At 62.9% G+C, this 16,596-nt stretch carries 13 protein-coding genes; 7 read left to right on the top strand and 6 right to left on the bottom strand.

Annotation, left to right across the window (positions count from 1 at the left end; all coding sequences use genetic code 11):
* The 5 genes from trkA to MPJ51_RS04110 form a co-directional block, all read left to right on the top strand.
* Positions 1-1,013 (top strand): Trk system potassium transporter TrkA (trkA, locus tag MPJ51_RS04130; RefSeq protein WP_298382185.1); only part of this gene is annotated, 1,013 nt, incomplete at its 5' end.
* Positions 1,013-2,554 carry a potassium transporter TrkG gene (locus MPJ51_RS04125; protein WP_298382182.1) on the top strand — a complete coding sequence of 514 codons (1,542 nt, stop codon included), beginning with the start codon at positions 1,013-1,015 and terminating at the stop codon, positions 2,552-2,554. The genes trkA and MPJ51_RS04125, both read left to right, overlap by 1 nt.
* Before the next feature lie 119 nt (positions 2,555-2,673).
* A complete protein-coding gene (gene hfq / locus MPJ51_RS04120; protein ID WP_010440340.1) occupies positions 2,674-2,913 on the top strand; it encodes an RNA chaperone Hfq in 240 nt (79 codons plus the stop codon).
* Entirely contained in the window at positions 2,913-4,184 is a 1,272-nt protein-coding gene (gene hflX / locus MPJ51_RS04115) for a GTPase HflX (RefSeq protein WP_298382167.1), read from the top strand. Before hfq ends, hflX begins: the two co-directional genes overlap by 1 nt.
* On the top strand, positions 4,181-4,477 hold the full coding sequence (locus tag MPJ51_RS04110; RefSeq protein WP_298382164.1) for a putative quinol monooxygenase: 297 nt from the start codon (positions 4,181-4,183) through the stop codon (positions 4,475-4,477). The genes hflX and MPJ51_RS04110 overlap by 4 nt, the downstream gene beginning before the upstream one ends.
* On the opposite strand, the gene MPJ51_RS04105 is transcribed toward MPJ51_RS04110, so the two are convergent.
* From MPJ51_RS04105 to hemB, 4 genes are all read right to left on the bottom strand, one after another.
* Positions 4,474-4,869: a nuclear transport factor 2 family protein gene (locus tag MPJ51_RS04105; protein ID WP_298382161.1), complete on the bottom strand. Its 396-nt coding sequence runs from the start codon at positions 4,867-4,869 to the stop codon at positions 4,474-4,476. The genes MPJ51_RS04110 and MPJ51_RS04105 overlap by 4 nt on opposite strands.
* A 118-nt stretch (positions 4,870-4,987) precedes the next feature.
* The gene (locus MPJ51_RS04100; RefSeq protein ID WP_298382158.1) at positions 4,988-7,453 is read right to left on the bottom strand and encodes a penicillin acylase family protein; all 2,466 of its coding nucleotides are present in this window, start codon (positions 7,451-7,453) and stop codon (positions 4,988-4,990) included.
* A 165-nt stretch (positions 7,454-7,618) separates the two neighbouring features.
* Positions 7,619-8,191 (bottom strand): YSC84-related protein, encoded by a 573-nt coding sequence (locus MPJ51_RS04095; RefSeq protein ID WP_298382155.1) that lies wholly within the window; start codon positions 8,189-8,191, stop codon positions 7,619-7,621.
* Between the two features lie 144 nt (positions 8,192-8,335).
* A complete protein-coding gene (gene hemB / locus MPJ51_RS04090; RefSeq protein ID WP_298382152.1) occupies positions 8,336-9,334 on the bottom strand; it encodes a porphobilinogen synthase in 999 nt (332 codons plus the stop codon).
* 120 nt (positions 9,335-9,454) lie between these two features.
* Here hemB and MPJ51_RS04085 point away from each other — a divergent pair, with 120 nt between their 5' ends.
* A complete protein-coding gene (locus tag MPJ51_RS04085) occupies positions 9,455-9,982 on the top strand; it encodes a component of SufBCD complex (RefSeq protein WP_298382149.1) in 528 nt (175 codons plus the stop codon).
* 18 nt (positions 9,983-10,000) lie between these two features.
* Positions 10,001-13,459 carry a transcription-repair coupling factor gene (mfd, locus tag MPJ51_RS04080; RefSeq protein WP_298382145.1) on the top strand — a complete coding sequence of 1,153 codons (3,459 nt, stop codon included), beginning with the start codon at positions 10,001-10,003 and terminating at the stop codon, positions 13,457-13,459.
* 124 nt (positions 13,460-13,583) lie between these two features.
* Here mfd and MPJ51_RS04075 read toward each other — a convergent pair whose 3' ends face one another.
* Positions 13,584-15,260, bottom strand: a complete 1,677-nt coding sequence (locus tag MPJ51_RS04075) for a tetratricopeptide repeat protein (RefSeq protein ID WP_298382142.1) — start codon at positions 15,258-15,260, stop codon at positions 13,584-13,586.
* A 32-nt stretch (positions 15,261-15,292) separates the two neighbouring features.
* A complete protein-coding gene (locus MPJ51_RS04070) occupies positions 15,293-16,528 on the bottom strand; it encodes a multidrug effflux MFS transporter (protein ID WP_298382139.1) in 1,236 nt (411 codons plus the stop codon).
* Positions 16,529-16,596: the final 68 nt, after the last annotated feature.

The raw sequence follows: 16,596 nt of genomic DNA, 5'->3' as shown, positions 1-16,596 counted from the left end.
TGGTGATCAGCCCGGAACGAGAGGTCGCCGCCGCCGCCATGCGCCGCCTGTCGGCACCCTCGGCCTTTGACACCGAGATTTTCATGGATGGCAAGGCGCAACTGCTGGGTATCCGGGTCGAAGAGGACTGCCCCATCGTCAACACGCCCCTGCGGCAACTGACCGATCTGTTCTCGACCCTCAGTTCCATCGTGGTTGGGGTGCGGCGCGAGGGGTCTCTGTTTGCGCCGGAACCGGATGATCAGCTGTTTGTCGGCGACGAATGCTATGTCTTTACCAGCGTCAAGGATGTCGACCGCACGATGGAGGTGTTCGGCAAGGCGCAGAAGAAACAGGACCGGGTGGTGCTTGTGGGTGGCGGCAATGTCGGGCTTGAGGTCGCGCGCACGCTGGAAGAACGCGAAGGCCGGGTGCGCGCCAAGGTCATCGAACGTGACCGCAAAAGCGCCGAGATCGCCGCCGAGGCGCTGGAGCGCACGATTGTTCTGAACGGCGACGGGCTGGATTCGTCCCTGCTGAGCGAGGCCGGGATCGAACGCGCCGACGCGATGCTGGCGGTCACCGATGACGACCGGACCAACATGCTGGCCGCCGTGCGCGCCAAGGCCGAGGGCTGCGCGCTGGCCATCGCACTGATCAATGATCCCAGCATGGTGGCGCTGATGGGGCCGTTGGGCATCGATGCCTATATCAACCCGCGCGCCACCACCGTCAGCTCGATCCTGCGCCATATCCGCCATGGCCGAGTGCGGCAGGTCTATTCCATCGGTGATGCCGAGGCCGAGGTGATCGAGGCAGAGGTGCTGTCGACCTCGCCCATGGCCGGGCAGCGGTTGCGCGACATTGACTTCCCCGAAGGTGTGCTGGTGGGGGCCGTGCGCAAGGGCGATGATGTGATCCGGCCCACCGGCAGCCTGCGCATCGACGAAAAGGACGTGGTGTCCATTTTCGCACTGGCCAAGGACGTGCCCGAGGTCGAACGCCTGATGCAGGTCTCGATCGATTTCTTCTGATGTATCGGGCGCGGGGACAGCAGCAGATCGGGGTCATGCGGCGATTGCCGTTGTTGTTGCTGATCTGGGGCGTTGCCGCCTTGGCGATGTGGATACCGGCCGTGTATGCGTTGACGCTGGATGATCACGAGACCTCGCGCTCGTTCTTTTATTCCGGGTTGCTGGGCCTGTTCGTGGTGTCGCTGATCGCGCTGGCTTTGCTGAACCGTGAACCCCGTCGCGGGACGCTGGGGCAATTGGCGGTGATGTTGTCATCCTTCACTATCCTGCCGCTGTTTCTGGCAGTGCCGCTATACGAGGCGTTGGGCAATACCAGCTTTCTGAACGCCTATTTCGACATGGTCAGCGCGGTGACCACCACCGGTGCGGACCTGTTCCCCGATCCCGACCGTCTGAACGCACCGCTGCATCTGTGGCGGGCGCTGGTCGGATGGCTGGGCGGGCTGCTGATGTGGATTGCGGCAGCCGCGATTCTGGCCCCTCTGTCGCTGGGCGGGTTCGAGGTGACCGCGCGCGGCCAGCCGGGCCGTCCGGTCTCGGGCGTGGCGCAAAGTGAACGGGTCGATCCGCGCGGCCACCTTCTGCGGGTGACCCGCACGCTGGCCCCGGTCTATGCCGGGCTGACCGTGGTGATGTGGGTCCTGCTGCTGGTCGCTGGCGAAATGGGATTGACCGCTGTCTGCCACGCCATGTCGGTGATGGCGACTTCGGGCATTTCCCCGGTCGGCGGGCTGGAGGGATCGACGGCGGGCATCACGGGCGAGGCGATCCTGTTTCTGTTCCTGTTTTTCGCCCTGTCGCGCCTGACCTTTTCCACCGACACCGCCACCTCGGGCTATGCGCGGCTGGACAAGGACCCCGAGTTTCGGATCGGCATCCTGATCGTGCTGGCTGTCGCGGCGCTGCTGTTTTTCCGGGTGCTGGCGGGCGTGGCGGAACTGGGCTTGCAGGTCGAACCGCTGCAGGCGCTGCATGTCATCTGGGGCATGGTCTTTACGGTGATGTCCTTCCTGACCACCGCCGGGTTCGAAAGCGCCAACTGGAACGATGCGCAGCAATTGTCGGGGCTGGGCACGCCCGGGTTGGTCCTGATGGGGCTGGCGCTGATCGGCGGCGGCGTGGCCACCACGGCGGGCGGGGTCAAGCTGCTGCGGGTCTATGCGCTGTATCTGAATGGCAAGCGCGAGATTGACCGGCTGATTTACCCCTCATCCGTCAGCGGCGAAGGTGGCGGCAACCGGCGCATCCAAAGCGACGGGGCCTTCATCGCCTGGATCTTCCTGATGATGTTCGCCCTGACGTTGGGTGTTTTCGACCTGCTGCTGGCTATTTTCGGGGTCGGGTTCGAGCAGGCCATGGTGCTTAGTGTTGCGGCGCTCAGCACCACCGGGCCGCTGATCGAACTGGCCACCGATGTGCCGATCCGGCTGATCGACCTGTCCGGCGGGGCCAAGCTGACATTATGCGCGGCGATGGTGATCGGGCGGCTGGAAACGCTTGCGATCATCGCCCTGATCACACCCGCCCTGTGGCGCGATTGACCGCATTCCGTTAACGCCTGATTTTTCATCTGGAATATCTGCGCGCTCCACTCCATACTTACGCGGAGGGAGCGCTCCGATCCGCGGCGCGTCGCAAGAACAATGGCGAGTAACTGAATATGGCTTCGGACAGACAGAATCTGCAGGACGCGTTCCTGAATAATGTACGCAAGGCAAAAGTCCCGGTCACGATTTTCCTGATCAACGGCGTCAAATTGCAAGGTGTCATCACCTGGTTCGACAATTTCTGTGTGCTGCTGCGCCGCGACGGACAGTCGCAGCTGGTCTATAAGCACGCGATTTCGACCATCATGCCGTCGCAGCCGATCAGCCTGTATGAGGGCGAAGACGCCTCTTGATGGATCACGAACGGACGCGAACCCGGGCCTGGGTGCTGCATCCCGAAATCAAATCAGATGAACAGCGCCGTGTTCCCGAACCGGCGCTGGCCGAGGCGGTGGCACTGGCCGCCGCATTGCCCGACCTGGATGTGGTCGGCTCTGAGATCGTGCGCGTGCCCCGCGCACAGGCCGGATACCTGTTCGGCAGCGGCAAGATCGAGGAACTGGGCGAACGGTTCCACGACAACGAGGTCGAACTGGTCCTGATCGACGGCCCGGTGACCCCGGTCCAGCAGCGCAATCTGGAAAAGGCGTGGAAGGTCAAAATCCTCGACCGCACCGGGTTGATTCTGGAGATTTTCAGCGACCGCGCGCGCACCCGCGAAGGGGTGCTGCAGGTCGAGATGGCGGCGCTCAGCTATCAGCGCACGCGGCTGGTGCGGGCCTGGACCCACCTTGAACGGCAGCGCGGTGGGCTAGGGTTTGTTGGTGGACCCGGTGAAACTCAGATCGAGGCCGACCGCCGTGCCATTGACGAACAGCTGGTGCGCCTGCGCCGCCAGTTGCAGAAGGTGGTCAAGACCCGCACCCTGCACCGCGCCGCGCGCGCCAAGGTGCCGTATCCGATCGTCGCGCTGGTGGGTTATACCAACGCGGGCAAATCCACCCTGTTCAACCGTCTGACCGGGGCTGAGGTGATGGCCAAGGACATGCTGTTCGCCACGCTGGACCCGACCATGCGCCGTGTGGAACTGCCCGACGGCCCCGAGGTGATCTTGTCGGACACGGTGGGTTTCATCTCGAACCTGCCGACCGAACTGGTCGCCGCCTTCCGCGCCACGCTGGAAGAGGTGCTGGGCGCCGATCTGATCGTCCATGTCCGCGATATCAGTCACGAGGAAAGCGACGCGCAGGCCGCCGATGTCGAGGCGATTCTGACCTCGCTGGGTGTGGATGAGGACCGGCCACGGCTGGAGGTCTGGAACAAGATCGATCTGATGTGGGGCGATGACCGCGAAGCCGCGCTGGCCCGGGCCGAACGCGATCCCGCGATCTTTGCCATCTCGGCGGTCACCGGCGAAGGGGTCGCGCCCCTGCTGGCCGAGATTGCCACGAAATTGCAAGGCGTCCGGCATGAGGCTGAACTGACGCTCAGCTTTGCCGAGGGCGACAAGCGCGCATGGCTGTTCCGGCAGGATGTGGTGCGGGGGGAAGAACAGACTGAGGATGGTTTTGTCATCACCGTGCTGTGGACCGACAAACAGGCCGCCCAGTTCGGGGCGCTATGAACGAGGGTGAGACAAGGGTCTGGCTGCGGGGCCAGATCACCGTACCGGCGGAGCGGCTAGCTGAAGTCCGCGCGGCCTTGCCGGAACATATCGCGCTAAGCCGGGCCGAACCCGGTTGTCTGTCCTTCGATGTCATCGAAGATGAGACCGATCCGGGCCGGTTCAGCGTGACGGAACTATTCGAAAACCGCGCCGCTTTCGACGCGCATCAGACACGCACACGGGCCTCGGATTGGTTTCATATCACGCAGGGTATCCCGCGTGACTATGAGGTGACGGAAGAACCCTCCTAAACCCCGTCGATCTGACGCTGGTAATCCTCGGCATCGAACCACCCGAGCGAGGCCTGCACCTTGCCATCTTCGGTCAGTTCCCATTCTTCCCAGCCACGGGTGACGACGCGATTGCCGGTCTGGGCGTGATGCCCTTCCAGCGTCCAGACAAAGATCGCGTGGGTTCCGGCCCATCGCATCATGTCGCAGCGTACTTCGAGGTCGGGAAACTCGGCATAAAAGCCGCGTGCCATTTCGGCGATGGCCGGGCGGCCCTGCAATGCGTCGCCCCGGTTGATGATAATTTGACCGTCCGGCGCGTAGAAAGAGGCCACGGCGTCCGGGTCTCCCGAGCTCCACGCGATGGCGTAATCCCGCGCCAGATTGTTCATCTCATCTCGAACGCTTCCCACAATTGCCCCCTTGCCAAGTCTTGCCTACGTCCCGGTGATGCTAGGCCATCGCACCGGCGCACGTCCACGGCCACGGTGGCGGGTGGCGGATATCGGCGAAAAACCGGGTGGTTCGGCGTCAGCGTGCCGGGATCAGATGGGTCACCCCCACTGCCGCCGCGCGGGCCAGGTCGATGTCCAGCGACATCGGGATATACTCACCCCGCCGCCACAGTTGCGCCTGATCGTCATAGTAGCGCGACAGGAAATGACCCGATTGCCCGGTTGCCGTGATAAAGACCGAGCTGTCGGGATCGGCAAAATCATAGACGCCCCGATAGCCCGCGCCGTGGACGTTCTGGAATGGATCAGGCCCTTCGCCCGAGGTCCGGCCCCGCAGCAGGGTATTGTCGCCGCCGCTGGTGGATTGGCGGATATTGACGAAAAAGCGCAGCACCGGGACCTCGCCCAGAACGGGATGGTCATGGGTGGCCTGGTGCGCATCACCCCAGCGCAGCGATTCCAGCGCGTCGCCGTAATGTTCCCCGATCCAGATCAGCGCATCGTCCAGCGCCAGTCGGGCCATGTCGGTGCAGGTCTCGACCGGCGCGCTTTGGCGCACGTCGCACCAGACCGAGGCGCCGTCGATATCGCGGTAAACCCGTTCAACAAACAGCGGCTCGACATGTTTGTATTCGGCGGCCAGCGGGCCAAGCTCGTCCGAGATCAGGCGGATCTGCAGCGCCCGCAGCCAGGCGGCATAGATCAGGGGTTCGGGCAGATGCTCGTTCATCTCACCGTTCCATTCGGCCAGCAAGCCGAGGGCGATTTGGCGTTGCCGTTCGATGGTGCCCTCGGGCGCGGATTCGCCGGTGAACCACAGATCGGCCCCGATCAGCGGCAGCAGCGAGCGGGCGGTGAAGCTGACTGTGTCCAGCTGCGCCTCGATAAAGCTGTCGCGGGTATGCACCTCGCGCGACTGCATCAGCCGTTCCCAGCGATGGACGCGCTGGGTGTCACCCCATTCGTATGAGACATGCTCGGGGAAGGGGCGGTCGATGATCTTGTTGTTGGTGTTGCCCAGAATGCCGCCCGCCGGGGCCACGAACTCGGGGTTGTCTGCATAAGGCAGACGGCCCTGCCAACGATTGCGTTCCAACCAAGCGGGAGTGGGGATGCGACCCCGGCTCTGGTTGTTCAGATCCCGCTTGGGCATCGCGCCGATCAGCTTCAACCCGATTGTGTTGCGGTCCACCAGCGACAGGTTTTGCGAAGGCGCGATGAAATCCTCGGCCCCGGCAATCGCCTGCCGTACCGTATCGGCATTCATCAGCGCCATCGACGCGGTCATCGAGGTGTCGCGCGGGCTCAGTGCGCTCCACGACAGAGATGCCACATGGCCGGGCGGGGTGATGGTGTCCAGATCGTAGTGGGTGCCGGGCAGAACCGGGCCATTGTCGGTCCAGCGCAGGGTCAGGGTGATCGGGGCCTCGTCCTTGATTTCAATGATGGAGGGGCGGGTGCGGAATTTCTTGTAACCGGTGGGCGTCAGATATTCCTCGGGGTTGTCGGGGTTCAGACGTTCTATATGTACGTCCTGATCGTCCAGATAAGACGAGGTCAGACCCCAGCCCAGCCGGTCGCTGCGTCCGGTCATGATGGCGGGAACGCCGGGGATCGAGGCGCCGATGACGCCGCCCTTGGTCAGTTCCAGCCGCGCCAGATACCAGGTGCCGGGGGCGGTGAAGCCCAGATGCGGGTCATTGGCCAGCAAGGTGCCGCCACTGGCCGAACGTGAGGGCGCGGCGGTCCAGGCATTGGACGCACCCGCCAGTCCCCGTTTCGGGAAGGGCGACAGGGGCGTGTCGGGCATATCCGTCCCGGCGGCATAGCGTGGCAGGTTGGGGAAGAGGGAGGCATATTCGGGCAGGGCGGCAATGCCGGGGCCCGGTACATCGGGCAGGATATCAACCAGCCGGGCCGGATCGTCCAGCATCAGCGAGGTGCGGGCGCGCAGCACCTCATCCTGCAGATGGCCCGAAAGTTGCAGCGCCATCAGCTTGATCACCGCCAGACTGTCGCCCGGCTGCCAGGGCGAAACCGAGGCGTTGAACAGGAACATCTCGGGCGCGCCACGGCCCAGGGCCTGTTCGTTGATCTCGGCCAGCCGGGCATTCACCCCGGCCGCATAGGCGTGCAGGGCGGCTTTGGTGTAGTCATCCTGCACCTCGACCGAGCGATGGGCCAACCCATAGAGGTCAAACCGGCGCAGCAGCTTGTCGATATGCACCGTGCGCTGGCCGAACACCTCGGACAGGCGGCCCTGCGCGGTGCGGCGCAGCATGGTCATCTGCCACAAGCGGTCCTGCGCATGGGCGTAACCCAGACCGAAGAACACATCCGGGTCGCTGTCTGCCAGAACATGGGGCACATTGGCGGTGTCACGGATGATCTCGACCGGGCCATTCAGGCCGTTGACCTCAAGCGTTTGGTCGTAATCGGGCAGGGACTGGCTAGCCAGAAAATAGACCAGCCCGATGGCGGCCAGCACCAGCAGGACCAGCCCCGAGGCAATCCGTACCAGCCAGCGAAAGATCACACCCATACCACGCCCCACTTGTTCTTTTGGCCCTGATTGCGCGTGAGCCTAAAGTAACCCCGGACTGACCGAAAGAGCATAGCTGCGTAAACCGTTCCCACAGCGATTGAAAATCAAAAACCCCGCCACGGGACGCGGCGGGGTTAATCAGTGGGGGAGTGGTATTTGCGTTTACGGAATGATGCGGGTGTATTTGGTGCCTTCGACCGTGGCGCCGAATTTCAGGCCCGCCTGTCCAAAGACGGCGGCCAGAACCGGTTTGCGCAGCTGCGTCGTGTCGGTCGACAGCGAGTCGCCGGTGGCATCCACCACATAGCCAATGTCGGCACCGGCGGTCCAACCGCTGGAGCGGCGGAAATCGTTCAGCGCCTCTTCGGTCATGAAGAACAGAACATGCGCATATTGCTGTGCGCCGATCTGCAGGCCCGCGCTGCCGGAAATGGCCGAATAATAGTCGACTGTCGCGCCTTGAATGCGCAGCGCGCCCTGACCGTAGGCGCCGCCAAAGATGAACCCGGCCTCGGTGATCAGCGGCATGATCAGCATGCCATTGGCCTTGTTGGCGATTTCGACCGTGTTGGGATACTTGCTGTACATCTCGGTCAGCGTCGCATCGACCCGGGCGTCGATCGTGGTAGCGTTGTTGTTGCCGACCCCGTTGCCGCAGGCTGCGGTCAGGGTCAGTCCGGCCATGCCAAAGGCAAAGCCGCGACGGCTTAGTCGGGGGGTGTTGGAACTGCTCATGTTTCCTGTCTCTTCGTAGAAATGCCTGATTTGCCGGGTGATCCCGATCTTATGTGCAAGAATACGCCGATTGAGCCTTCATGTCACGGGAAAGCTGCCTCGCCGGGGCGCGCCATCGGCGAAAAATTGCGACAGGATAGAGTTTTAGCCCTGAAGAATTCGTGCTACCTGCGGGGCGAAATAGGTCAGGATGCCGTCGCAGCCTGCGCGCTTGAAGCCCAACAGGCTCTCCAGCATCACCTTTTCACCGTCGATCCAGCCGTTTTGCGCCGCCGCCTGGATCATCGCGTATTCGCCCGAGACCTGATAGGCATAGGTCGGTGCGCCGAACGTGTCTTTCACCCGGCGGCAGATATCCAGATAGGGCATGCCGGGCTTGATCATCACCATATCGGCACCCTCGGTCAGGTCGCGTTCGACCAAACGCAATGCCTCGTCCGAGTTGCCGGGGTCCATCTGATAGGTCTTCTTGTCGCCGGTCAGCGCGCCGGATGCGCCGACCGCGTCGCGGAACGGGCCATAGAAGGCGCTGGCATATTTCGCGGCATAGCTCAGGATCATCACATTCTGATGCCCCGCCGATTCCAGTGCCTGCCGCATGGCGCCGATCCGGCCATCCATCATGTCCGAGGGTCCGATGATATCGGCCCCGGCATCGGCCTGCGCCAGGGTCATTTTCACCAGCGCCTCGACCGTCTGATCATTCACAATCTCGCCATCGACAACATAGCCGTCATGGCCGTTGATGTTGTAAGGGTCCAGCGCCACGTCGGTCATCACCGCGATATCCGGGGCCGCCGCCTTGATTGCGCGGATGGCGCGGTTCGACAGGTTGTCGGCGCTCCAGGCCTCGGCGCAATCCTCGGTTTTCAGTGACGGATCGGTGTAGGGAAACAGGCAGATCGCAGGGATTCCCAGCGCTTGCGCCTCGGCCGCGGCCTTTGCAATCAGATCGACCGAGCGGCGCATGACGCCGGGCATCGAGGATACGGGCTCTTCCACACCTTCGCCATCGCGCACGAAAACGGGCCAGATCAGGTCATCCGTGGTCAGCGTATTTTCCCGCACCAGCCCCCGGATTGCCGGTGACTGGCGGGCCCGGCGAAAGCGGGCAAGAGGATAGGGGGCGATGGTCGGTTTCATTGCGCGCTCTCCTTGAACAATTGCGCATTGGGTGGCATGAATTCGCCGAGGTCTCAAGGGTACCAAAGGACGCGTCCATGCGATGCGCGGCCCCAAGGACGCTGAACAGGGGGCTGGTGTTTGGATTTATTCGCGGCGATCTTCGAACGCATTGATATGCGAAGCTTTTCGAATCTGTGGTATTGGATCGGGCTGGCGGTGCTGTGGTCGATGTCCAGCCATTGGGCAATGGGGGTGCCCTATGATCTGGTGATGCGCGCGCGCCGCGTGGGTGGCCAGACGGAACGCGATCTGCTGGATATGGTGCGGATCAACATGAATCGGCTGCTCTATGTGACCGAAGTGTCCGGCCTGGCGATCATGGCCCTGTGCTGTTTCATCTTCACCGGTCTGGCGACCATGGGGTTTTACTATGGGCTTGAGTTTGCTCAGGCCGTGTTCCTGCTGCTGTTCCCCTTGTGTTTTGTCGCATTGATCAATATCACCGCCGCCCGGCGGCTGAAACGGCAGGAGCCCACGGTCGAGATCGTGGCAAAAACCCTGACGCGCTGCCGGATTTATACGCAGATGATCGGCATGGTTTCGATTTTAATCACCTCGCTTTGGGGGATGTACCAGAACTTTTCGGTCGGCGTTCTGGGCTGGTAACAACGAAAGGGCGCAGGGATGCAGGCGCTGAACCACGTAACAGTTGGCGGCGCACCCGAAGGGTTTGACGCCCAGCTTGTCCTGAACGAGATCGCCCGCGCGAACGCTCCGGTCGTGCATGTCGCCCGCGATGACAAGCGGATGGAGGCGATGCGCGCAGCACTTGCCTTTCTTGCCCCCGACATGCCGGTCTTTGTGTTTCCGGGCTGGGATTGTCTGCCTTATGACCGGGTGTCGCCCAACGCCGATATCTCGGCGGCGCGGGTGGCGACGCTGGCCGCGCTGGTGCATCAGATGCCCGCGCGGTTCGTGCTGCTGACCACGCTGAACGCCGCGACCCAGCGGGTGCCTGCGCGCGATGTCCTGCGCGCCGCCGCCTTTACCGCGCGGGTCGATCACCGCATTGACGAAGACGCCCTGCGCGCATTTCTGGTGCGGATGGGGTTCACCCAAAGCCCAACGGTGATGGAGCCCGGCGATTACGCGATCCGGGGTGGGATCATCGACATCTTTCCGCCCGGCGAATCCGGCCCTGTGCGGCTGGACCTGTTCGGAGACGTTCTGGACGGCGCGCGCCGGTTCGATCCCGTATCCCAGCGCACCACTGAAAAACTGGAGGTGGTGGAACTGGCCCCGGTCTCCGAGGTTATTCTGGACGATCCCGCCATCACCCGGTTTCGCCAGAACTATCGCATCGAGTTCGGCGCTGCGGGCACCGATGATCCGCTATACGAGGCCGTCAGCGCGGGCCGCAAGCATCAGGGTATCGAACACTGGTTGCCCTTCTTCCACGAAAAGCTGGAAACCCTGTTCGACTATCTGCCCGGGGCGACGATTTCACTGGACGATCAGATCACGCCCGCGCGACTGGCGCGCTGGGATACGATTGCTGATCAGTATGAGACCCGGCGGCTGGCGCTGGAAAACCGATCCCGCATGGATACGGTCTATAAACCAACCCCGCCCGGGTTGATTTATCTGGACGATGCCGCGTGGGAGCAGGCGGTGGGCGACCGGCGGGTGCTGCAATTCAGCCCTCTGCCGCAGGCCAGCGGGCCGGGTGTGATCGACGCGGGCGGGCGCATCGGGCGCAACTTTGCCCCCGAGCGTCAGCAGGAAAGCATCAGCCTGTTTGGCGCTCTGGCCGGTCATATCACTGACAAGATGGCCAAGGGGCCGGTGCTGATTGCCTCATATTCCGAAGGCGCACGCGAACGGCTGACCGGGTTGATCGAGGATGAAGGTCTGGCCGAGGCGATCCCGGTGACCGATGGCACTCGCATCGGCAAACGGGGCCTGCATCTGGCGGTCTGGGCGCTGGAACACGGGTTCGAAACCCCCGGCCTGACGGTGATTGCCGAGCAGGACGTGCTGGGCGACCGCCTGATCCGCCAGCCCAAGAAACGCCGCAAGGCCGAGAACTTCCTGACCGAGACCCAATCGCTGTCCCCCGGTGATCTGGTGGTGCATGTGGATCATGGCATCGGGCGCTACATGGGCATGGAGGTGGTTACCGCCGCCGGTGCCGCCCATGAATGCCTGCTGCTGGAATATGCCGAACAGTCAAAGCTGTACCTGCCGGTCGAGAATATCGAACTGCTGTCGAAATACGGCCATGATGAGGGTCTGCTGGACCGTCTCGGCGGCGGCGCATGGCAGGCCAAGAAGGCCAAGCTGAAAGAGCGCATCCGCGAGATGGCGGACAAGCTGATCCGCATCGCCGCCGAACGCGCCCTGCGCAAAGCTCCGGTCATGGACCCGCCACCGCATGCGTGGGAGGAGTTCAGCGCGCGCTTCCCCTATCAGGAAACCGACGATCAACTGCGCGCAATCTCTGAGGTGATGGAGGACATGCACTCCGGCGCGCCGATGGATCGTCTGATCTGCGGCGATGTGGGGTTCGGCAAGACCGAGGTTGCCATGCGCGCGGCCTTTGTCGCCGCCATGTCGGGTGTGCAGGTCGCCGTTGTCGCTCCGACCACGCTGCTGGCGCGCCAGCACGCGGCCTCGTTTAAAGAGCGTTTCCGGGGTTTCCCGTTGGAGGTGCGGCAACTCAGCCGTTTTGTCTCGGCCAAAGAGGCGCAGCAAACCCGCGACGGGTTGGCGCGCGGCACGGTGGATATCGTGATCGGCACCCATGCGCTGCTCGCCAAGGGGATACGGTTCAATAATCTGGGTCTGCTGATCATCGATGAGGAACAGCATTTCGGCGTCGGCCATAAGGAACGGCTGAAACAGCTGCGCTCGGACGTGCATGTGCTGACCCTGACCGCCACGCCGATCCCGCGGACGTTGCAGCTCTCCCTGACCGGCGTACGCGATCTGTCGATCATCGGCACGCCGCCCATCGACCGTCTGGCGATCCGCACCTATGTCAGCGAATTCGACGCCGTCACCATCCGCGAGGCGCTGCTGCGCGAACATTACCGCGGCGGGCAGAGTTTCTACGTGGTCCCGCGCATCTCGGACCTGCCCGAGATCGAGGAGTTCCTGAAGGAACAACTGCCGGAGCTGACCTATGTGGTCGCGCATGGGCAGATGGCGGCGGGGGAGCTCGATGACCGGATGAACGCCTTTTATGACGGTAAATATGACGTGCTGCTGGCCACCACGATTGTCGAAAGCGGGCTGGATATTCCGACCGCCAACACGATGGTGGTGCACCGGGCGGATATGTTCGGCCTTGCGCAGCTCTATCAGATACGCGGTCGGGTGGGGCGGTCGAAAACGCGCGCCTATGCGTACCTCACCACCAAACCGCGCGCGCGCCTGACCGCCACGGCCGAGAAACGCCTGCGGGTTCTGGGCTCGCTCGATACGCTGGGGGCCGGGTTCACGCTGGCCTCGCAGGATCTGGACATTCGCGGTGCGGGCAACCTGCTGGGTGAGGAACAATCCGGCCAAATGCGCGATGTGGGCTATGAGCTTTACCAGTCGATGCTGGAAGAGGCGATTGCCAAGATCAAGGCCGGTGAGATGGAGGGGCTCAGTGATGCCGACGATCAATGGGCACCGCAGATCAATCTGGGCGTCCCGGTCCTGATCCCCGAGGATTACGTGCCCGATCTCGACGTACGTCTGGGCCTCTATCGCCGCCTGTCGTCACTGTCGACCAAGGTTGAACTGGAAGGCTTCGCTGCCGAACTGATCGACCGTTTTGGCTCTCTGCCTAAAGAGGTCAACACCCTGATGCTGGTCGTGCGCATCAAGGCCATGTGCAAACGGGCAGGCATCGCCAAGCTGGATGGCGGGCCAAAAGGGACGACGATCCAGTTCCATAATGACAAGTTTGCGTCGCCGCAGGGGCTGGTCGAGTTCATCCAGAACCAGCGCGGGCTGGCCAAGGTCAAGGACAACAAGATCGTTGTGCGCCGCGACTGGAAGAAGGACAGCGACAAGATCAAGGGGGCCTTCGCCATTGCCCGTGATCTGGCTGAGAAAGTGATGGAGCAGAAGAAAAAGGCGAAGTCAGGCTGAAAAGGGGAAGGGGGCTCTGCCCCCGCCGCGCTGACGCGCGACTCCCCCGGGATATTTATGGCCAGATGAACAGGGGGTCCCAGCTTCATCTGGCCCCAAATATCCCCGCCGGAGGCATCGCGCGTCAGCGCGATTTTGATGTCTCTTCCTGCATCGCGGCCTGGGCGCAGAAGCAGGACGCCCCGACCACCCGGTCGGCGCGGGCCAACGCCAGATCCAGCCGCTGTTTGATCTGTATGATTTCAACAGTTTCTCCGCGTGCTTTCAGGCAATCATGCAAACCCTTGAGGCTCCAGACATTATCGGGATGAATGGACGCCCGGCCAAGCGTGCCACCCAGACCGAGGTCTTCGCGATAGACCGCTTCGGCTTCGGCCACTTGGCCCTGTTCGAACAGCAGAGCCCCCAGCGCGTGGCGGGTGGGCTGCATCCAGCCCCAGGGCTCATCATAGGGCAGCGTATCGTCCAGTTCGACCGAACGGCGCAGATGGGCGAAGGCAAGCTCGAAATTGTCTTTGCGGTATTCGATTTCGCCTCGCAGCATTTCGGCCGCGATTTCAAGCAGATCGACGACGCGGTTATTGTGCAGCCTGCGGGTTTCGGGCACGCAGGTTTTGGCGGCCAGAAACAGCGCCTCTTCCGCCTCGGCCTGCGCAACCTTGCCAGTCGCTGCATGAGCAATGGCGCGCGCGTAATGGGTTGTCGCCGTCAGGGTGCGGTAGAGATCGGGGTCTGCTGGTAGATCCAGCGCCTTCGCCTCGGCCCAGCGGCCAAAGCGGATCAGGATATGCGGGCCCATGGACATGTAGCTTTCGAAGTAATCCGCCATGGGCGGGCTTTCGATGCGCAGCATATCCTCGGGTGTGGTGTCCCACAGGCCCTGATTGGCGCGCAGGGCGGGTTCCATCTGGCCCAGAAATAGCGCGCCATAGATGGTGAAGTGGTAATTGTGCTGGCGATAGCCGGTGTAGATGTTGAACGCGCCTTCGCGGTCGTAATACTTTAGGTCGGCCTCGGTGGCCTTTTCGTTCCAATGCGCGACATTGTGGTAGTGACCGCAGAGCACGTCGATATGGGTCGGCATATGCACCAGATGCCCCGCATCCGGCACCAGAGTGCGCAGCACATCTCCCGCCTTGAGCGCTTTTTCGGGGAAGGGCGACATCTCCATAAGGTGAACGTAAAGATGCAGCAGCCCGGGGTGGGTCATCGCCGCAGGGTCATGCGCCATGGCCCATTCCAGAGCCTCTTGCGCCTCAATAGTGGCGGCGCCGTCGGCAGGTTGGCCGGTTTTCAGGTCCCACATCTGCCATGGCGTGAGGTTCAGCAGCGCCTCGACATAGATGGTGCGCAGGTCCAGATGGTCGGGGTGGTCGGCAAAGGCGGCGCGCATGGCGTCGGCGAAATCATAGTCCCAGCGATGCATGTCCGGGGTCGGCTCGCGCTGTGGGTAGCGGGCGGGTAGGGCGGCGATCAGCGCCTGTTCGACAGGCGTGCATCTGTCCGCCAAAGCCTGTGCGCGCTGCGTTGCGTCATAGGCGATGGCCAGCGCCTTGGCCTGTCCCTGCGCATCGCGCAGTGACCAGGGCAGGTTGTAATTCGGCCCCGCCGCATAGGCCACGCCCCAATGGGCCATGGCGCAATCCGGGTCATGTTCCAACGCGCGCTGGAAGCAGGCGACCGCCTCGTCATGGTTATAGCCATAGGTCCAGATCAGACCCCGGTTGAACCAAAGCTGCGCCGGGGTCGAAGAGGTGGTGACCACACAGGCATATGTCCCCAGATCGTAATCGTAACGCATCGAACCCCCCTCTGCCTGCGATCCGGGACAGGTTAGCGTGTTTCGGCCGCGCTGGACAGATCGGCGGGGTGCCTGTTTTCCACCCGGCCCATATGGATCATCAGGCCAAAGGCGATGACGCACATGGTCAGGGTTCCGAAGGTCAGCGGCGTGATCGAGCCATCGAACAGCAACCCGATCGGGGCGGCGATCACAACGGCCAGAACCGTGGCAATCGATCCGATGACCGAGGCCGCCATGCCCGCGATATGGCCCATCGGCTCCATCGCGATGGCGTTCAGATTGCCGATGGTCACACCCGCCATGAAGAATATCGTCGTTTGCCAGAACACGAACAGGGCAAAGGATCCGGCCGATGACAGCCCGATCAGGCTCAGCGCGATGACGGCAGAGGTGATCAGGATTTGCGCCCCAAAGGCATAGGTCACGATCCGGCGCATGCCCAGACGCACGACAATCGCGGCGTTCAGCAGGCTGGCAGACCCGGAGATGATCGCCACCACCGCAAACCAGAACGGAAAGCTGTCGGCCCGGTCGTAGATGATGTCATAGACCGGCTGAACCATCGTCAACATGGTGAACAGCATCCCCATGCACAGCGTTTGCACCATGATGGACAGGCGTACGGTGGGATGGGCAAACATCTCTTTCACCGCGCTGATCAGCAGCGGCGGACGGAACGGGCGGCGGTTTTCGGGCGCCAGCGACTCGGGCAGGCGGGCGGTCATCCACAGGATGATGACCAGCGCAAACAGGATGAAGGATATGAAAATGCCGCGCCAGCCGGCCACAGCGATCATGCCCGCGCCCAGCATCGGTGCGATGGCCGGGACCAGAGTGAAGATCATCATGGCAATCGACACGATCCGCGCCATTTCCCGCCCGGAGTACAGGTCGCGGATGATGGCCATTGCCACGACGCGGGGGCCCGCCGCGCCCAGGCCCTGCAGCACACGGGCGGCCAGCACCATCTCAAGCGAGGACGAAGTCCAGGCCAGCCCCGCCGCCAGAATGTAAAGCCCGGCCCCGCCATAAATCACCGGCTTGCGCCCGATGGCGTCGGAAATGGGCCCGGTGAAGAATGTGCCGATCCCCATGCCCAGCACAAACGAGGTCAGGATTAACTGCGCCCGGTTCACGTCATCAGGGCTGAGCTGCGCGCCGATCTCGGGCAGGGCGGGCAGCATGGAATCGATCGAAAAGGCGATGGTCGCGAACATCATCGCGATCAGGGCGATAAATTCACCCCGTGACATGCGATTGGTCATAAAGGCTCTCCCTCGCAACCGCGCTATCACGGCTGCGCGAGGTGCGCCAGCGCAGAAAACGCACAGAG

This window comes from Ruegeria sp. (genome assembly GCF_028066395.1).
GTDB lineage: Bacteria > Pseudomonadota > Alphaproteobacteria > Rhodobacterales > Rhodobacteraceae > Ruegeria.
The sequence above is the reverse complement of the archived record's forward strand: the minus strand, read 5'-3'. Positions and strand labels throughout refer to the sequence as shown.

What these genes read in the sequence shown, in the direction of transcription:
- hemB (WP_298382152.1), bottom strand. Translation starts at nt 9,334, where the DNA reads ATGAAACCGACCATCGCCCCCTATCCTCTTGCCCGCTTTCGCCGGGCC.
- MPJ51_RS04125 (WP_298382182.1), top strand. Translation starts at nt 1,013, where the DNA reads ATGTATCGGGCGCGGGGACAGCAGCAGATCGGGGTCATGCGGCGATTG.
- MPJ51_RS04100 (WP_298382158.1), bottom strand. Translation starts at nt 7,453, where the DNA reads ATGGGTGTGATCTTTCGCTGGCTGGTACGGATTGCCTCGGGGCTGGTC.
- hflX (WP_298382167.1), top strand. Translation starts at nt 2,913, where the DNA reads ATGGATCACGAACGGACGCGAACCCGGGCCTGGGTGCTGCATCCCGAA.
- MPJ51_RS04070 (WP_298382139.1), bottom strand. Translation starts at nt 16,528, where the DNA reads ATGACCAATCGCATGTCACGGGGTGAATTTATCGCCCTGATCGCGATG.
- MPJ51_RS04110 (WP_298382164.1), top strand. Translation starts at nt 4,181, where the DNA reads ATGAACGAGGGTGAGACAAGGGTCTGGCTGCGGGGCCAGATCACCGTA.
- MPJ51_RS04075 (WP_298382142.1), bottom strand. Translation starts at nt 15,260, where the DNA reads ATGCGTTACGATTACGATCTGGGGACATATGCCTGTGTGGTCACCACC.
- mfd (WP_298382145.1), top strand. Translation starts at nt 10,001, where the DNA reads ATGCAGGCGCTGAACCACGTAACAGTTGGCGGCGCACCCGAAGGGTTT.
- MPJ51_RS04095 (WP_298382155.1), bottom strand. Translation starts at nt 8,191, where the DNA reads ATGAGCAGTTCCAACACCCCCCGACTAAGCCGTCGCGGCTTTGCCTTT.
- hfq (WP_010440340.1), top strand. Translation starts at nt 2,674, where the DNA reads ATGGCTTCGGACAGACAGAATCTGCAGGACGCGTTCCTGAATAATGTA.